This is a genomic window from Roseibium sp. SCP14, from assembly GCF_040329475.1.
Lineage (GTDB): Bacteria > Pseudomonadota > Alphaproteobacteria > Rhizobiales > Stappiaceae > Roseibium.
Genome location: NZ_JBDZYH010000006.1, coordinates 143,065 through 157,347 on the forward strand (window position 1 = coordinate 143,065; position 14,283 = coordinate 157,347).

Sequence of the window (14,283 nt, forward strand, 5' to 3'; positions counted from 1 at the left end):
TTCCACCCACCTTAAACATCAAACGGAACAATGAAATTGATCCAGGCATAGAGCCGCATGTTGATCCGCCTGAGGACCGCAACCCAGCTACCGCCGCCACCGGTGTAGATCGCTGCCGCCCCATGTGCGCCCCCGGGGTAGCGTTTCAGCGCCGGATCGTCATCGAGAACGATTTCAACTGCAAACCGGCCCTGCGGACTCATGAAGAGGAAATCGGGCACGCGACCGCTCGGCTTGATCTGCCCCTGTCCCGTACCTTCCCAGATCGACTTGACCTTGCCGGTAAAGATCTGGCCCGGATAGAAGTCGAGCGCCACCTCCACCGGCTGACCCGGTTCCACGAATTTCAGGTGCTCCTGGTAGAATGTCGCCAGAAAGTAAGGATTGGCATCGGCGACGAAGGCGGCGATGGCGCCGACCCTGAAACCGCCGACCACGAGCCCGGGCCGCGCCTGCTGGCTGACGATCATGCCGTCTTCCGGCGCATGGATCGTCGTCTGATCGAGATAATACTGCGCCTGATCCACCTGTGCCTGCGCGGCCGCAACCTGGGCATTCACGCCATCCAGCTTCGCATCCGCTGCCAGTTGAGCCTTTTTCAGGTTGGCTTCGCCTTCCGCCACCTGAGCCTCGGAAGCCGCCAGTTGCGCGTTCCATTTGTCCAGGGTTTCCTGTTTCGCTCCGCCACGCGGCACCAGGTTCGAATACCGGTTGACCTGCTCATTGGCAAATTGCTCATTGGCACGCGCTTCATCGAGGGCATCCTGCGCCAGGACAATATCTTCCTGAAGGATCAGCGCGTTCTGTTGCGCAATTGCCAGGTTCGCCTGCGCTTCCTGCAACTGAGCGGCATATAGGGTCTGGTCGAACTGATAAAGCTGATCGCCCTTTTTCACCTTCTGATTCTGTGCCACGAACACTTCTTCCAGCAACGTCGGGTGCGGCAATCGGGGCGCGATCTGGATGGTCTGACGGATCACGTGACCATCAATCGTGTAAGGCGTGTAGAATCTCAGGAAAACGATCAACAGAAACAGAACGTGGAAGCCCACCCAGAATGTGACGACACCCCAGGCGATGTTGAACTTCAAGAGCTGGTACTTGTAGAACACCAGCCACATTGCAATCGCATAGAAGAACAGAATGAGCAGAGCGACCGTCATCAGGAAGCGCCCTCGTCGCCATTGGTGCCTTCAGGGTGACCCGGCTTCTCTTCCGGTGCAGAACGGGAAACAATTCCGGCGTCGAGTTTCTCATCAGCATCGACGGCGCTCCCGCCTTCAAGCTTCTTTCGCATGTCCTTCGGCAGCTTCCGGACATCGATCGTCAATGAATCGTGGTAGGCCCAGATCAGCGCATGGATCCAGGGGAAAATGGTGAAGAGCCCGATCCACCCGCCGAGCTTTACCGATTCCGCGTGTGGGTGGTTGCGCTTTTCCGCCAGCTTGCCGGGCAGACCACCCAGGGTGATCATCGCGTAAAAGAAAGCGATCACGACCAGCAGGAGAATGAGAAACGTCAGGTAGTCATAGACATCGAGTTTGAAATCGATAAGGCCCATTCCACCTCCTTGCCCGGCCGAAAAGCCATCTGCAAATCTACACCTTGGTAACACCCTCGGCTGAGGGGAAGTCAATTGCAAGTTTCAAGTGATCACGATCTCACCGGCACCGAGTTCCGCGCGCCATTGACGGCGGCGACCATTTGGCCGTTTGAAGGGGCTTGCACAGCCCATAGAACCGGCTAAATTGCCGCAAATTTCCAACGATGCGGTCAATCCGCTCAGATCAACGAACTGGACCTTCCTTCAATGGCGCATGGTGACATCAAAAAAGTCGTGCTGGCCTATTCCGGCGGCCTCGATACTTCCATCATTCTGAAATGGCTGCAGACCGAACTCGGCTGCGAAGTGGTGACCTTCACTGCGGACCTCGGACAAGGCGAAGAGCTGGAACCGGCACGCAAGAAGGCCGAGATGATGGGCATCAAGGAAATCTACATTGATGACCTGCGCGAAGAATTCATCCGTGATTTCGTTTTCCCGATGTTCCGCGCGAATGCGGTCTATGAAGGCGTTTACCTGCTGGGTACGTCCATCGCCCGCCCGTTGATTTCCAAACGCCTCATCGAGATCGCCGAGGAAACCGGCGCCGACGCCATCGCGCATGGTGCAACCGGCAAGGGCAACGACCAGGTTCGCTTCGAGCTGTCTGCTTACGCCTTGAACCCGGACATAAAGGTGATCGCACCATGGCGTGACTGGAGCTTCAAATCCCGGACCGATCTGCTCGATTTTGCCGAAAAGCACCAGATCCCGGTACCGAAGGACAAGCGCGGCGAAGCCCCGTTCTCCGTCGATGCCAACATGCTGCATTCTTCGTCCGAGGGTAAGGTTCTGGAAGACCCGGCTGAAGAAGCGCCGAATTATGTTTTCCAGCGCACCGTTGATCCGACCGAAGCTCCGGACGTCGTCACCGAAATCGAAATCGGCTTCGAAAGGGGCGATGCGGTTTCACTGAACGGCGAGAAGATGTCTCCGGCCACCCTGTTCGCCAAGCTCAACGACTATGGCCGCGACAACGGCATCGGCCGTCTCGACATGGTCGAGAACCGTTTTGTCGGCATGAAGAGCCGCGGCATCTATGAAACCCCGGGTGGCACCATTCTTCTGACCGCGCACCGGGCAATGGAATCCATCACTCTCGACCGCGGTGCATCGCACCTGAAGGATGAGCTGATGCCGCGTTACTCGGAGCTGATCTATAACGGCTTCTGGTTCTCGCCGGAGCGGGAAATGCTGCAGGCGCTGATCGACAAGAGCCAGGAACATGTAACCGGTTCGGTCAAGCTGAAGCTCTATAAGGGCAACGTCATCCTTGTCGGCCGGTCCTCGCCCTATTCGCTCTATTCTGAAGAGCTGGTCACTTTCGAAGACGACCAGGGTGCCTATGACCAGAAAGATGCAGCCGGCTTCATCAAGCTGAACGCACTGCGCCTGCGCACGCTCGCCAAACGCGACCGGATCGGCTGAGAATTGAAGAGATGAAACAACCGGCGGAAGCGTTGCTGACAGAAGGCCTCGCTGCCGTCGGTTTTTTGCATCTCGGCACGTTTGAACCAAAGCCGCAGGACGAAGTGCCGGACTTGGCCAATGGCCAAACCACCAAAACATTTCTCTTGATTGGAAGCACAGGCCCCTCTCTTTGGCCTTCCCTGACCGCCAGTCCTGAACGCTGCGACGGCGAACCGGATCCCCTTGACCGTTACACCAGGCGTGTCCTGGGCGAAGTGGCAGTCCGGAACGGATTTGACGTCCTGTTTCCCTTTGACGGCCCGCCCTATCATCCGTTTCAAAGATGGGCCTTGAGATGCGGCGGTTTCTCACAAAGCCCGCTCGGTGTATTGGCTCATACGGATTACGGCCCGTGGACCGGTTTTCGAGCAGCGTTTCTCTCACCTGTTTCAATGGTTGAAGTTGCCGTGGAGAAAGAATCGAGTCCATGCGAAACCTGCAGAGACAAACCCTGCCTCAGCATCTGCCCGGTAAATGCGATCACTCTGAGGAACGGCTACAACGTTCCCTATTGCCGTGATCATCTGAGAACAGACAACAGCACCAGGTGCTGGTCCGGATGCCTCGCCCGCCGTGCCTGCCCGTTTGGCATGGAACACCAGCAAGATGCGGCAACAGCCCGCCTTCACATGAAAAGCTTTGTCGAGCTCTAATTCCCTAACCTCGGAGAAGCAGCCGTCATCATTTGCTTCCTGGCACCTGCTTTCGGCTCCAAGTGCAGCCAGGCAATTTTTCCAGCATCAAATTGCTTTCGCCCCTGCCTGGTCCAAACGGGGGGATGGTGATCACCGACCACAAGGATCCGAGTACCTTGAAGGCTGGGGTTCAAGGCAATCTCTTTGACACGATGCAAAACATCCATCCACATCTCGGTCATTGTGCAAACGGTCCAATCATCGAAAGGCCCGCCGGTTTCACAACCCAGTCGGGGTGTCGCAGCTCCCGCCTCCAAGGGTAAATGTGTGTTCAGTGTCAGCCAGTAGGCAAATTTTGGTTTGTCGTCATGCTGAACAAGATAGGCTTCCACCGCGTCTGCAACGTCAAGGTCGCAAAGTCCCTTGAAAGTCAAACCGCAGGTTTTTCCTTCAGGAACGTTCAGATCATTCTTGAGCTGTTCCTGAAAATTGAGCTTCTCAAACCCGATCCGGGGAAACCAATCCGTTCTATCAAAAAAAGCCCCCCAAAATGCATGAAACGCGGCGGTCTCGTACCCGGCTTGTTTGTACCTTGCCGGCAAACAGTCATATGCGGGGTCCGTGAGATAGTCGGTGTAATCCCCCCACTTGCCACACAATTCCCGGGACTCGGCCGAAGTGGTGGAGCCGATATACGGGCTGGTTCCAGTTGACACGGTGAATGCCGATCCGATCGCGGGCGTCTCGAAAATTTCCCAAAGAACTTTCTGATTTGCAGGATCTGCAAAAGCCCCCATTCCCTCCATCATCACAATAAGAACGTCCTGCTCGTTATCGAGGGGCGCTGGAACGTCGAGTGCAGCCTGCTTTATCGCAGACGAAAACTCGGTGTTTTCCTGCAAACTTGACGCGAACAGAACCTGAGGAGACAAATTGAAATAGGCGTCCAGTCCGACAATCACAAAACAACTCAAAATGGCCGGATAAAGACTTACCCGCTTGAACGTTTGCCGATTTTTGACAAGCAGATGCACGTACAAAGCAACAGAGAGCGCGACAGCACCAGCAAAACCTGCATAACCAAGAAATGAAAAGAGATCCAGACTTGCCGAATATTTAACCGAATCGAGAATTAGAACCGGAGATAAGTTGAATATTCCCGAAACAACAAGAACCACATCTACAAAAGCTACAACAACAGCCAAAAACGACAGCACAAATACGTTTAGATAAAGCCCTACAACAGCGAGGAGAAAATACAGTAAAATCGGCAGGATCCTTACCGGACAGACGAATACCGAAAGAGCAAAATAGGGAATGCTTGGCAAAATATTCGCAACAAGTGCGAAGTAAAGAGCATTACGAGAAAAAATCCCGCCACTCGGCCTGGGAGCAGAGCCTGAGGGAAACGTCGCGTCGGTCATCGGATACTCTATCTCTGCACTGAATTCCGGTTACAGAGAGTATAGAGCGGCAGATTTAAGATCTGGTTTCCTTGGTCCCTTGGTCAATCTCTTGATGACAGCCTGATCACTCCCTCCTGATCCGGGCAGGTCTCCAGCGCTTCAGCCGCGGTTCTGCCGTCTCCAAGCGGAGCGTCCGGCCAGATTTCCGCAAGAGGGATCAGAACAAAGGCCCGGTCCCCCATGCGCGGATGCGGCAGTTCGAGATCGTCGTCTTTGATCCGTTCCATGCCGTAGATCAGGACATCCATATCGATGATTCTTGGTCCCCAGCGAATATCTCTGACACGCCCGAGCTCTGCCTCGATCTCAAGACAACGACGAAGAAGTTCGTGCGGAGAAAGGGTCGTGTCGACGACCAGGCAAATGTTCAGATAATCGTCCTGTGGCACCGGTCCCCAGGGTGGTGTCTGGTAATTCGACGACCGGGCAACCAGCGTGACACCTTCCGTCTTCTCCAGTCTTCGGACCGCTTCGTCCAGATTGGCCTTTCGGTCACCCAGGTTCGACCCAAACCCTAGCGCACTCCTCGTTGGAGCGTCGTCTTTGTGTTTTTCCGATGTCATGTCAGGCAGGGTTCCGTTCCAGGATTGTTGCTTCCAGCATACGCACGCAATCCGCATGCGGACTGACATCATGAGCACGCACGATCTTGGCTCCCTTCAAAAGGGCGGTCATATGCACGGCAATTGAACCGTTCAGGCGCTCATCAGTCTCCACACCCAGAACAGCGCCGATCATGCGCTTGCGGGATGCACCGGCAAGAATCGGAAGACCATGTTTCTTCAATGTTTCGAAGCGATTCAGGATCACAAAATTCTGGTCGATGGTTTTGCCAAAACCAAAACCGGGATCAAGGATCTGCTTTTCCTTCGCGATTCCGGCCTTGTCGGCAAGCTGCAGTGATTTCTCGAAGAAACGGTCTATATCGCTGAGAATATCGAGGCTGCCGTCGGCTTTCGTCCGATTGTGCATCATCACCACATGAACACCGGCCTCGGCCACGGCATCGGCCATGCCCGGATCCTTCTGAAGACCCCAGACATCGTTGACGATGACCGCTCCCGCCCGACATGCGCGTTTTGCAATTTCTGCCTTGTACGTGTCGATGGAAACCGGAACGCCCAACTCCGAAACCGGCTCCAAAACCGGTTCGAGGCGGGCCCACTCGTCTTCCAGGCTGACCGGCACAGATCCCGGTCGCGTGCTTTCTGCACCGATATCGAGAATATCGGCGCCTTCCGCGATCATCCTCCCGGCATGGGCAAGGGCTGCATCCGCAGCGCTATGCCGTCCGCCGTCGGAAAAGGAGTCGGGAGTGACGTTCAAAATGCCCATCACATGGGGCCGGCTTGTCGGGAGTTTGTAGGCTGCGGCTCTCGCCATCTGGGATCCCTCATTACTTTAGTCAGACAGATGCCTGCTCGCTCCAACGCGGTCAAGTAACGAGTGTGCGTTCAGCACGTTTCCTTGCTGGGGTCAGTCGGCAACCACTGGCTGCCGCGTCTGGTTCTTCAGGAGCAGATAGCTGACAATGCCGATGATCGGCACGAAAGGAAGCACGACTCCAAAGCCCAGCAGCTGATCGCCCAGCAAGGCGATCAATATGCTGGCAACGATCGCAACACCGCATTGCAGGAACCCGACCATCGACGAAGCAGCTCCTGCCATCCGCGGGAAGGGCGCCAGGGATTCCGTGAAGCTGGCAGGCAGGACAAGCGCGAGTGCAAACACGAACAGCGCAACAGGCCCCATCACTGTGGCAATTGTCGGTTCCCGCGTCAGTGTGAGGAAACTCATCAAGGCCGCGGCAATGACCCAGAGACCCAGACCGAAGGGCACGAGCTTTCGAGCCTCTACAAACTTCAACAATCGCCCTGTCAGAATCGTGCCCATGATGAAGGATCCGGATTGCAGGATCATGGTCATGCCGAACTCGGAGGGTGACAGTCCCACTTCATGGATCAGTACGAAGGGCAGGATGGTGGCAAACGTATAGAGATTGCCCAGACCACAACCGATCAACAGGGCGGGTGCCATAAACCGAGGGTCAGACAACAAGGTCAGGTAGGTTGAGGCAAGGCGCCCGGGATCCAAATGATATCTGCCCGGATTGGGGTTGGTTTCCACTTGGAAAACGCTAACCGCGATCATGAGCCCCACCCCGTAAACGACCATGCACCAGAAAATCTCGCGCCACCCGGAGAATTCAAGAACGAAGCCGCCGATAGTCGGCGAGATAGCCGGCCCGAGCGCGAGCATCATGGCAATGGTGTTCATGATCTTTGCAGATGCTTCGCCGGTGAATTGGTCCCGCACGATCGCACGGGATACGGCAATACCCACGGCGGCTCCGACGCCCTGGAGCGCCCGGGCCACCAGCATGAATTCCACGGTCGGTGCAAACGCCGCCAGAACGCTCGAGATCAGATAGAGCAACAGGAACATCAACGCGACCGGCTTTCGCCCGAAGGCATCCGCCAAGGGACCACAGACCAGTTGTGTCAGGGCGAAACCGGCAAAATACGAGGTCAACGTCATTTTGACGGCAGCCTCGCTTGTCCCGTAAGCCTCCACCAGCGCCGGCATCGCCGGAGTATAAAGCGCCATCGAAATGGGGCCGATGGCAACGAGCCCGGCCCCAAGCAACGACGTGCGCCTTGCGCTCATGATTGAACCGCTCACGGTCATTTCTGCTTTCCTCTGGCAGCCTCCTGAAGCAAGCTGTCCTTCATGGTCTGCAACAGGGTTTCCAGCATTTCCCGGCTGTCTTCGGGGATTTCTTCCAGCGCCTTCGCCCGAACGGTGTGAAGCGCCTCGCCTATTCTTTCCAGCAGCGGATCGGCTGCCGGTGTCAGTTCGATCAATTTAGCCCGCTTGTCTGTCGGGTCCGGGCAGCGTTTGACAAGCCCCGCCTTTTCCAGCGAGTCCAGATAACCGACCAGCGTCATCGGCTCGACAAACATGATGTCGGCCAGCATCGCCTGACGCAGCCCCGGATTACGCCACACGTAAAACAGGGTTCGCGCCTCTCCCGCGGTCAGGCCGGTATCCACCTCCGTCAAGGCCGCTTCGAAACGCCGCCTGAGCAACCGGGCCAGATCCACGACCAGCATGGTGACGCTGACATTCGGATAAGGAAGACTCATCGCCGCCCCATTTAGTAAGGTTACCTTACGAAATAAGCCCGTTCCGCACGCCTGTCAATGATCTCTTGAGGTCCCGCATTGCACAAATACGGTATGCCACGTATAAAGGCGCCAAATCCGGCACGAATGCCGGCCAGCGAAATCTTGAAATCCAGACAAGATACGGGTCCGCATGGGGCCCGTTCTGTCTTTTGGAGCCCGCTCATGAACCTGCGTAATATTGCCATTATCGCTCACGTTGACCATGGCAAAACCACTCTTATCGACGTTCTCCTGAAGCAATCCGGCGCGTTCCGCGACAACCAGCGCACCGAAGAGCGGATGATGGACTCAAACGACATCGAACGCGAACGCGGGATCACGATCCTGGCGAAAGTGACGTCGCTGGTCCACAAGGACACCCGCATCAACATCGTGGATACACCCGGCCACGCCGACTTCGGTGGCGAAGTCGAGCGTATTCTGCACATGGTCGACGGCGTGATCCTGCTGGTCGACGCCGCAGAAGGCCCGATGCCGCAAACCAAATTCGTTCTTGGCAAAGCCCTGAAGCTCGGCCTGAAGCCAATTGTCGCCATCAACAAGATCGACAAGCCTGAGCAACGCGCTGAAGAAGTTCTCGATGAGGTCTTCGACCTGTTTGCCGCGCTGGATGCCAACGAAGACCAGCTGGACTTCCCGGTCCTCTACGGCTCCGCCAAGCAGGAATGGATGGCTCTGGAACCGGAAGGACCGCAAGACAGCATGGAACCGCTGTTCGACATGGTTCTGGACAGGGTGTCTGCACCTGAAGCAGAGCCGGGTGAATTCCGCATGCTGGCCACCACGATTGAATCCGATCCGTTCCTCGGTCGTATTCTCACCGGTCGTGTGGTGTCCGGTACCGCCGTGCCGAACATGCCGATCAAGGCCCTCGCGCGCGACGGCAGCCTGGTCGAAAACGGTCGCGTGTCCAAGATCCTGGCCTTCCGCGGCCTGGAGCGCCAGCCGATCGAACAGGGTGAAGCAGGCGATATTGTTGCGATCGCCGGAATGACCAAGGCAACGGTCGCCGACAGTCTCTGCGCGCCCGGCGTCGACGAGCCGCTTCAGGCACAGCCGATCGATCCTCCGACCCTGTCCATGACCTTCCGTGTCAACGACAGCCCATTGGCCGGCACCGAAGGTTCCAAGGTCCAGTCGCGCGTTATCCGTGAGCGCCTGATGAAAGAGGCCGAAGGCAACGTCGCGCTCAAGGTCGAGGACACCGACGAACCGGATGCATTCATTGTGTCGGGCCGCGGCGAACTGCTGCTGGCGATCCTGATCGAGAACATGCGCCGGGAAGGTTTCGAGCTCGGTGTCGGTCGTCCACGCGTTGTGTATCAGTATGACGATGCAAACAACCGTCTGGAGCCGATCGAGGAAGTCATCATCGACGTCGATGAAGAACATTCCGGCGTGGTCGTCCAGAAGCTTCAGGAGCGCAAGGCCGACCTTCTCGAAATGAAACCGTCTGGCGGTGGTCGCACCCGTCTGGTGTTCAACGCACCGACCCGTGGCCTCATCGGCTACCAGGCGGAACTGATGTCCGACACCCGCGGCACGGCAATCTTCAACCGCCTGTTCCACGGCTATCAGCCCTACAAGGGTCCGATCCAGGGCCGCCACACGGGCGTACTGCTGTCCAACGGCACCGGTGAAGCGGTTGCATACGCTCTCTTCAACCTTGAAGATCGCGGCCCGATGATGATCGACCCGGGTACAAAGGTCTATCCGGGCATGATCGTCGGTGAACATACGCGCGGCAACGACCTGGAAGTCAACGTGCTGAAAGGCAAGCAGCTGACCAACATCCGCTCAGCCGGCAAGGACGATGCGGTCAAGCTGACCACGCCGATGAAGCTGACCCTGGAAGCCGCGCTTTCCTATATTGCCGACGACGAGCTGGTGGAAGTGACCCCGGAAACCATCCGCCTGCGCAAGGCGGAACTCGACCCGCATGCACGCAAGCGCGCCGAACGGGCGGCCAACAAGGCATCGGCGTAAGCCGGTTTTATTCTGTTGACTGAAAGCCCGGGTTCCGTCCCGGGCTTTTCTTTGTGCTCGGCCTTTTTTGGTCAAGCGCAAGCTGCTTCAGGCCAAGACCTATGCCCACTATTAAGAATAGTGGACAGGCGGTCCATATTTGTTGGACCCCTCGCTTGACTTTACACTCAACAAGCCCGCGCAGATAACAACTATCGCGATGGGTGGTAACACGACAATTGTCATCACAACCGCAAATGACTTTGCCTCCAAGAAAATTCCGAGAACAAAGATCGCAAGCGGTGACAAGCTCACAAACAAGAGTTTCCCGGACTGACCCCAATCGTGCATCCGCCTGATGGCAACTGCTCCCCAAGGGTAAATCGTTCCAATACTGAACAGCATACCAAGGAAAAGCCAAAGAATTGGAACCGGTAATTCTTTACTGACAATTCCAAGACTTCTGATGAAAGGATCTACAAACAGTGTAAATGAATAAAGAAATGAACCAAAAATCATTTGCCCTATCATGAAAGACCAAAACTCTTTTCGGCCAGCGCGGCCTTGAATGTCAGAGTATTTATCGGTCAAGCAAATCCAATAGAGTCTAAGTGGAGTGATTTTGCTGGCAATCCCTCGAAAATGTTTGGTCAATGAAATACTCATAGTGATCAAAATCGAACTCAGTCAAAGGCTTAGTATCAGAAGATTTTCGAATTCGGAAGGTATCCAAACCCACTCTGAAAACATGCTTAGACTACCCAAATCCCATCAGCACAACGTCGGACTTGCTTGTGTGCACTGCAATAGGCTCTAATCCCTTCCAGCAGATCAGATTTGGGAGGGGAACCGTTGAGCAAGACCAATCGAGGCAATTTTTTCGAGGACTTTGAAGTCGGTCAGGTGATCCGGCACGCCACACCGCGCACAATCACCAGCGGTGACCAGGCGCTTTATACCGCGCTGTATGGCTCACGCTTCGCCGTGCAATCCTCGGATGCGTTCGCAAAATCGCTTGGCTATTCTCACGCCCCGGTCGACGACCTGCTGACGTTCCACGTCGTCTTCGGCAAGACCGTACCGGACATCTCCCTCAACGCGGTCGCCAACCTCGGGTATGCAGGCGGCAGGTTCCTGGCGCCTGTCTTTGCGGGCGACACGATCTCAACCGTTTCGGAAGTTATCGGCAAGAAGGAAAACTCCAACGGCAAGACCGGTGTCGTTTATGTCCGCTCCACCGGTTACACATCCAACGGAACGGAAGTCCTGGATTATGTCCGCTGGGTCATGGTCAGGAAACGGGATGAAGCAAGCCCTGCACCGGAACCTGTTGTCCCGGATCTTCCGGCCGTGATCGACCCCCAGGCGCTTGGAACAGCGGTCCCCTTGCTCGATTCAGCCAATTGGGACAATGATCTTTCCGGATCCTCCTTCCGCTTTGACGACTACGAGATCGGCGAAAAAATCGACCACGTTGACGGCATGACCGTTGAAGAGGCGGAGCACCAGCTGGCCACCCGGCTCTATCAGAACACCGCCAAAGTGCATTTCAACCAGCACTCCGAAGGCCAGGGCCGGTTCGGCAAACGCCTGATCTATGGCGGTCATGTGATCTCACTGGCGCGCGCGCTTTCCTTCAACGGGCTGGGCAACGCCTTCCATATCGCCGGCATCAATGGTGGACGGCATGTCGCTCCGCTTTTCTCCGGCGATACGGTCTACGCCTGGTCGGAAGTGATCGACAAGGCCGAGATCGAAGGCCGCATGGATGCCGGCGCGCTTCGCCTTCGACTGGTTGCCACCAAGAACCGCACCTGCGGCGACTTTCCGCTGAAGGATGCCGACGGCAAGTATCTGGACGACGTAATCCTGGACTTCGACTATTGGGTGCTGATGCCGAGATAGGATGCGGGCAGTTAGCGGCGTCAAATTGCCAACTGGACAAGGTCCGGACGTTCCGCTCACACTCCTCTCAAATGGGGAGGAGTGTGAGCCATGAAAACTGTTTCTTTCACCCAGATGAAGGACGGCACCAAGGAAGACTACGAGCTTCTTGAGCAGGCCGAAAAACCCTATCACGCCATGACGGCGGACCGTATTCTTGCCGAACTGCGACGCCAGGGCGAGGATACATTGTCCGGATATCAGATCACCCGCATGGCCCATGGACTGCAGGCCGGAACGCGGGCGCGCCGCGAGGGTGCGGATATCGACTGGATTGTCGGCGCACTCCTCCACGATATCGGAGACGGACTGGCGCCCCAGAACCATGACCGTTTCTCAGCGGAAGTCATCAGACCCTTCGTGCGTGAGGAGGTTGCCTGGGTCGTGGAACATCACGGCATCTTCCAGATGGTCTATTACGCGCACCACTATGGCTGGGACCAGGATGCCCGGGAACGATTCAAGGACCACATCCACTACAAGGCCTGTGCAGATTTCTGCGAACGCTGGGACCAGAGTTCGTTCGACCCGGATTATCCGACAGACACGCTGGAAAGCTTCGAGCCTCTCGTGCGCGAAGTCTTCGCCCGCAAGGCATACGATCCTGACGTCATCCGGGAAGGGGTTTCAACAGGCCTGCCGGCACTCGAACGCTGATCAGGGCTTTGCCGAAGGCACGACATCGGTTGCCGCCGGCGCAGCGCTCGGAGCCTCTTCCGTTGCCTTCGGCCCAAACGGGACCCAACGTTTGAAGAAGCCGCCAACGGAGCTGCCACCGGATTGCTCCTGTGGGGCGAACGCCGTTTCCACCGCCTGGTCGGGCTGTTGCTGTGGCACTGGCGCGTTTTCGGCCGCTTTGTCCGCGGTCTGGGCAGGTTGTTTGACAACAGCCGGCGCATCGGCCGTCACGGCAGCCGCCTGAGTTTCGTCCTCTCCACCACCAAGAGCTTCGGCAAAACGGTTGGAGCGTTCTTCCCAACGCTTCTGACGTTCGTCGCGCGCGTCGAAACGGGCTGCCAGCTGCTGGAACTTTTCGTTGTCCTTGCGCTGTTTTGAAGCAACCGCAGTCGCGATCCGGGGACTGACCTGATAATCCGGGCATTTCGCGCTCGCCCGGAAAGGCACACCTTCCACAAGCGTGGTCGCGTCAAAGACATACTTCTTTTCGCAGACCGAAACCTTGGGCGGCGTTTTGCTGACTTCGAAATGATCGTAACCGGTCTTCAGCATCTTCCAGTACTCAAGATGCTCATTGTCCCGGTGACGAGCCATGTTTTCCGGTGTCATCCGGAAAGGATACGCCTGAACCTGGAAGGATCTCTGGCCACCTTTGAAACTGTCTCGGGCAAGCGCATAGATATCCTGAACCTGCTCATCGGTCATCGCGTAGCAACCGCGAGACGAGCATGCACCGTGAACCATCAGGTGAGAACCGGTCCGTCCATGGGATCGGTCATACTTGTTCGGATAGCCGAGGTTGAACGCCAGGTGATAGCTTGAATTCGGGTTCATCAACGCCGGTGTGATTTCATAGAACCCTTCGGGAGCCTGCCGGTCGCCTTCTTTGAACTTCGGTCCCAGTTTGCCGGACCATTTGCAGATCTCGAACTCGTCCAGAAGCTTGAACTTGCCGGATCTGGTCTGTTTCCAGACCTCAAGCTCGGATTCCTCCTTGAAGATCCGGATCATGATCGGCGAAGTCGAGCTCATGTTCATGTCGGTCATCTTCCGCTTGAGGGAAGAGCTGACGGGACGCAGGTGTTTGGGGCCTGTTCCAAATTCATCCGCTTGGCACGAAGCAAGAAAACCGGCCGCAAGAAGCGCAGCACCAACCTTAGTTGCCTTGCGGCCGGACTGACCTTTAAAGCCCTGCCGAAGGCTGGCTGGCGTATCAAATAGGCGCCGAAAGACCATTGTACTATCCCAAAATGATCGGAAATCTAAACAAACCGGAAGCTGACCAGCGTACGGCTCGTTCGCATTTCCTGCGTCTCGCCCCCTAGACAAAGGCT

The 14,283-nt window shown here is 56.5% G+C and carries 14 protein-coding genes; 5 read left to right on the top strand and 9 right to left on the bottom strand.

What is annotated here, in order from left to right; all coding sequences use genetic code 11:
- Positions 1-11 precede the first annotated feature (11 nt).
- Both ABLQ08_RS23535 and ABLQ08_RS23540 read right to left on the bottom strand, forming a co-directional pair.
- Positions 12-1,163, bottom strand: a complete 1,152-nt coding sequence (locus ABLQ08_RS23535) for an HlyD family secretion protein (RefSeq protein WP_352947239.1) — start codon at positions 1,161-1,163, stop codon at positions 12-14.
- Positions 1,163-1,561: a DUF3302 domain-containing protein gene (locus tag ABLQ08_RS23540; protein WP_352947242.1), complete on the bottom strand. Its 399-nt coding sequence runs from the start codon at positions 1,559-1,561 to the stop codon at positions 1,163-1,165. Before ABLQ08_RS23540 ends, ABLQ08_RS23535 begins: the two co-directional genes overlap by 1 nt.
- Before the next feature lie 249 nt (positions 1,562-1,810).
- Here ABLQ08_RS23540 and ABLQ08_RS23545 point away from each other — a divergent pair, with 249 nt between their 5' ends.
- Positions 1,811-3,031 carry an argininosuccinate synthase gene (locus ABLQ08_RS23545; RefSeq protein ID WP_352947245.1) on the top strand — a complete coding sequence of 407 codons (1,221 nt, stop codon included), beginning with the start codon at positions 1,811-1,813 and terminating at the stop codon, positions 3,029-3,031.
- An 11-nt stretch (positions 3,032-3,042) separates the two neighbouring features.
- Positions 3,043-3,726: a hypothetical protein gene (locus tag ABLQ08_RS23550; RefSeq protein WP_352947247.1), complete on the top strand. Its 684-nt coding sequence runs from the start codon at positions 3,043-3,045 to the stop codon at positions 3,724-3,726.
- Here ABLQ08_RS23550 and ABLQ08_RS23555 read toward each other — a convergent pair.
- The 5 genes from ABLQ08_RS23555 to ABLQ08_RS23575 form a co-directional block, all read right to left on the bottom strand.
- Positions 3,723-5,132 carry a sulfatase-like hydrolase/transferase gene (locus ABLQ08_RS23555; protein WP_352947250.1) on the bottom strand — a complete coding sequence of 470 codons (1,410 nt, stop codon included), beginning with the start codon at positions 5,130-5,132 and terminating at the stop codon, positions 3,723-3,725. The two genes, ABLQ08_RS23550 and ABLQ08_RS23555, sit on opposite strands and share 4 nt — an antisense overlap.
- An 83-nt stretch (positions 5,133-5,215) precedes the next feature.
- Positions 5,216-5,737, bottom strand: a complete 522-nt coding sequence (gene folK / locus ABLQ08_RS23560) for a 2-amino-4-hydroxy-6-hydroxymethyldihydropteridine diphosphokinase (RefSeq protein ID WP_352947253.1) — start codon at positions 5,735-5,737, stop codon at positions 5,216-5,218.
- Position 5,738: 1 nt separating this feature from the next.
- On the bottom strand, positions 5,739-6,557 hold the full coding sequence (folP, locus tag ABLQ08_RS23565; protein ID WP_352947255.1) for a dihydropteroate synthase: 819 nt from the start codon (positions 6,555-6,557) through the stop codon (positions 5,739-5,741).
- Positions 6,558-6,650: 93 nt separating this feature from the next.
- The gene (locus ABLQ08_RS23570; RefSeq protein WP_352947258.1) at positions 6,651-7,862 is read right to left on the bottom strand and encodes a multidrug effflux MFS transporter; all 1,212 of its coding nucleotides are present in this window, start codon (positions 7,860-7,862) and stop codon (positions 6,651-6,653) included.
- Entirely contained in the window at positions 7,859-8,320 is a 462-nt protein-coding gene (locus tag ABLQ08_RS23575) for a MarR family winged helix-turn-helix transcriptional regulator (RefSeq protein ID WP_352947261.1), read from the bottom strand. The genes ABLQ08_RS23570 and ABLQ08_RS23575 overlap by 4 nt, the downstream gene beginning before the upstream one ends.
- 204 nt (positions 8,321-8,524) lie before the next feature.
- Here ABLQ08_RS23575 and typA point away from each other — a divergent pair, with 204 nt between their 5' ends.
- A complete protein-coding gene (typA, locus tag ABLQ08_RS23580) occupies positions 8,525-10,348 on the top strand; it encodes a translational GTPase TypA (protein WP_352947263.1) in 1,824 nt (607 codons plus the stop codon).
- Positions 10,349-10,459: 111 nt separating this feature from the next.
- Here typA and ABLQ08_RS23585 read toward each other — a convergent pair whose 3' ends face one another.
- Entirely contained in the window at positions 10,460-10,981 is a 522-nt protein-coding gene (locus tag ABLQ08_RS23585) for a DUF805 domain-containing protein (protein ID WP_352947266.1), read from the bottom strand.
- 198 nt (positions 10,982-11,179) lie between these two features.
- Between ABLQ08_RS23585 and ABLQ08_RS23590 the strand changes: the two genes are divergently transcribed.
- Both ABLQ08_RS23590 and ABLQ08_RS23595 read left to right on the top strand, forming a co-directional pair.
- Positions 11,180-12,232, top strand: a complete 1,053-nt coding sequence (locus ABLQ08_RS23590; protein WP_352947269.1) for a MaoC family dehydratase — start codon at positions 11,180-11,182, stop codon at positions 12,230-12,232.
- 90 nt (positions 12,233-12,322) lie between these two features.
- Positions 12,323-12,928, top strand: a complete 606-nt coding sequence (locus ABLQ08_RS23595) for an HD domain-containing protein (RefSeq protein ID WP_352947272.1) — start codon at positions 12,323-12,325, stop codon at positions 12,926-12,928.
- Here the strand turns inward: ABLQ08_RS23595 and ABLQ08_RS23600 are convergent, their stop codons facing one another.
- Positions 12,929-14,185 (bottom strand): murein L,D-transpeptidase family protein, encoded by a 1,257-nt coding sequence (locus tag ABLQ08_RS23600; protein WP_352947274.1) that lies wholly within the window; start codon positions 14,183-14,185, stop codon positions 12,929-12,931.
- Positions 14,186-14,283 lie beyond the last annotated feature (98 nt).

Bases quoted from the DNA above. Each gene is read 5' to 3' on its own strand.
- ABLQ08_RS23535 (WP_352947239.1), bottom strand. From the start codon at position 1,163: ATGACGGTCGCTCTGCTCATTCTGTTCTTCTATGCGATTGCAATGTGG.
- ABLQ08_RS23540 (WP_352947242.1), bottom strand. From the start codon at position 1,561: ATGGGCCTTATCGATTTCAAACTCGATGTCTATGACTACCTGACGTTT.
- ABLQ08_RS23545 (WP_352947245.1), top strand. From the start codon at position 1,811: ATGGCGCATGGTGACATCAAAAAAGTCGTGCTGGCCTATTCCGGCGGC.
- ABLQ08_RS23550 (WP_352947247.1), top strand. From the start codon at position 3,043: ATGAAACAACCGGCGGAAGCGTTGCTGACAGAAGGCCTCGCTGCCGTC.
- ABLQ08_RS23555 (WP_352947250.1), bottom strand. From the start codon at position 5,132: ATGACCGACGCGACGTTTCCCTCAGGCTCTGCTCCCAGGCCGAGTGGC.
- folK (WP_352947253.1), bottom strand. From the start codon at position 5,737: ATGACATCGGAAAAACACAAAGACGACGCTCCAACGAGGAGTGCGCTA.
- folP (WP_352947255.1), bottom strand. From the start codon at position 6,557: ATGGCGAGAGCCGCAGCCTACAAACTCCCGACAAGCCGGCCCCATGTG.
- ABLQ08_RS23570 (WP_352947258.1), bottom strand. From the start codon at position 7,862: ATGACCGTGAGCGGTTCAATCATGAGCGCAAGGCGCACGTCGTTGCTT.
- ABLQ08_RS23575 (WP_352947261.1), bottom strand. From the start codon at position 8,320: ATGAGTCTTCCTTATCCGAATGTCAGCGTCACCATGCTGGTCGTGGAT.
- typA (WP_352947263.1), top strand. From the start codon at position 8,525: ATGAACCTGCGTAATATTGCCATTATCGCTCACGTTGACCATGGCAAA.
- ABLQ08_RS23595 (WP_352947272.1), top strand. From the start codon at position 12,323: ATGAAAACTGTTTCTTTCACCCAGATGAAGGACGGCACCAAGGAAGAC.
- ABLQ08_RS23600 (WP_352947274.1), bottom strand. From the start codon at position 14,185: ATGGTCTTTCGGCGCCTATTTGATACGCCAGCCAGCCTTCGGCAGGGC.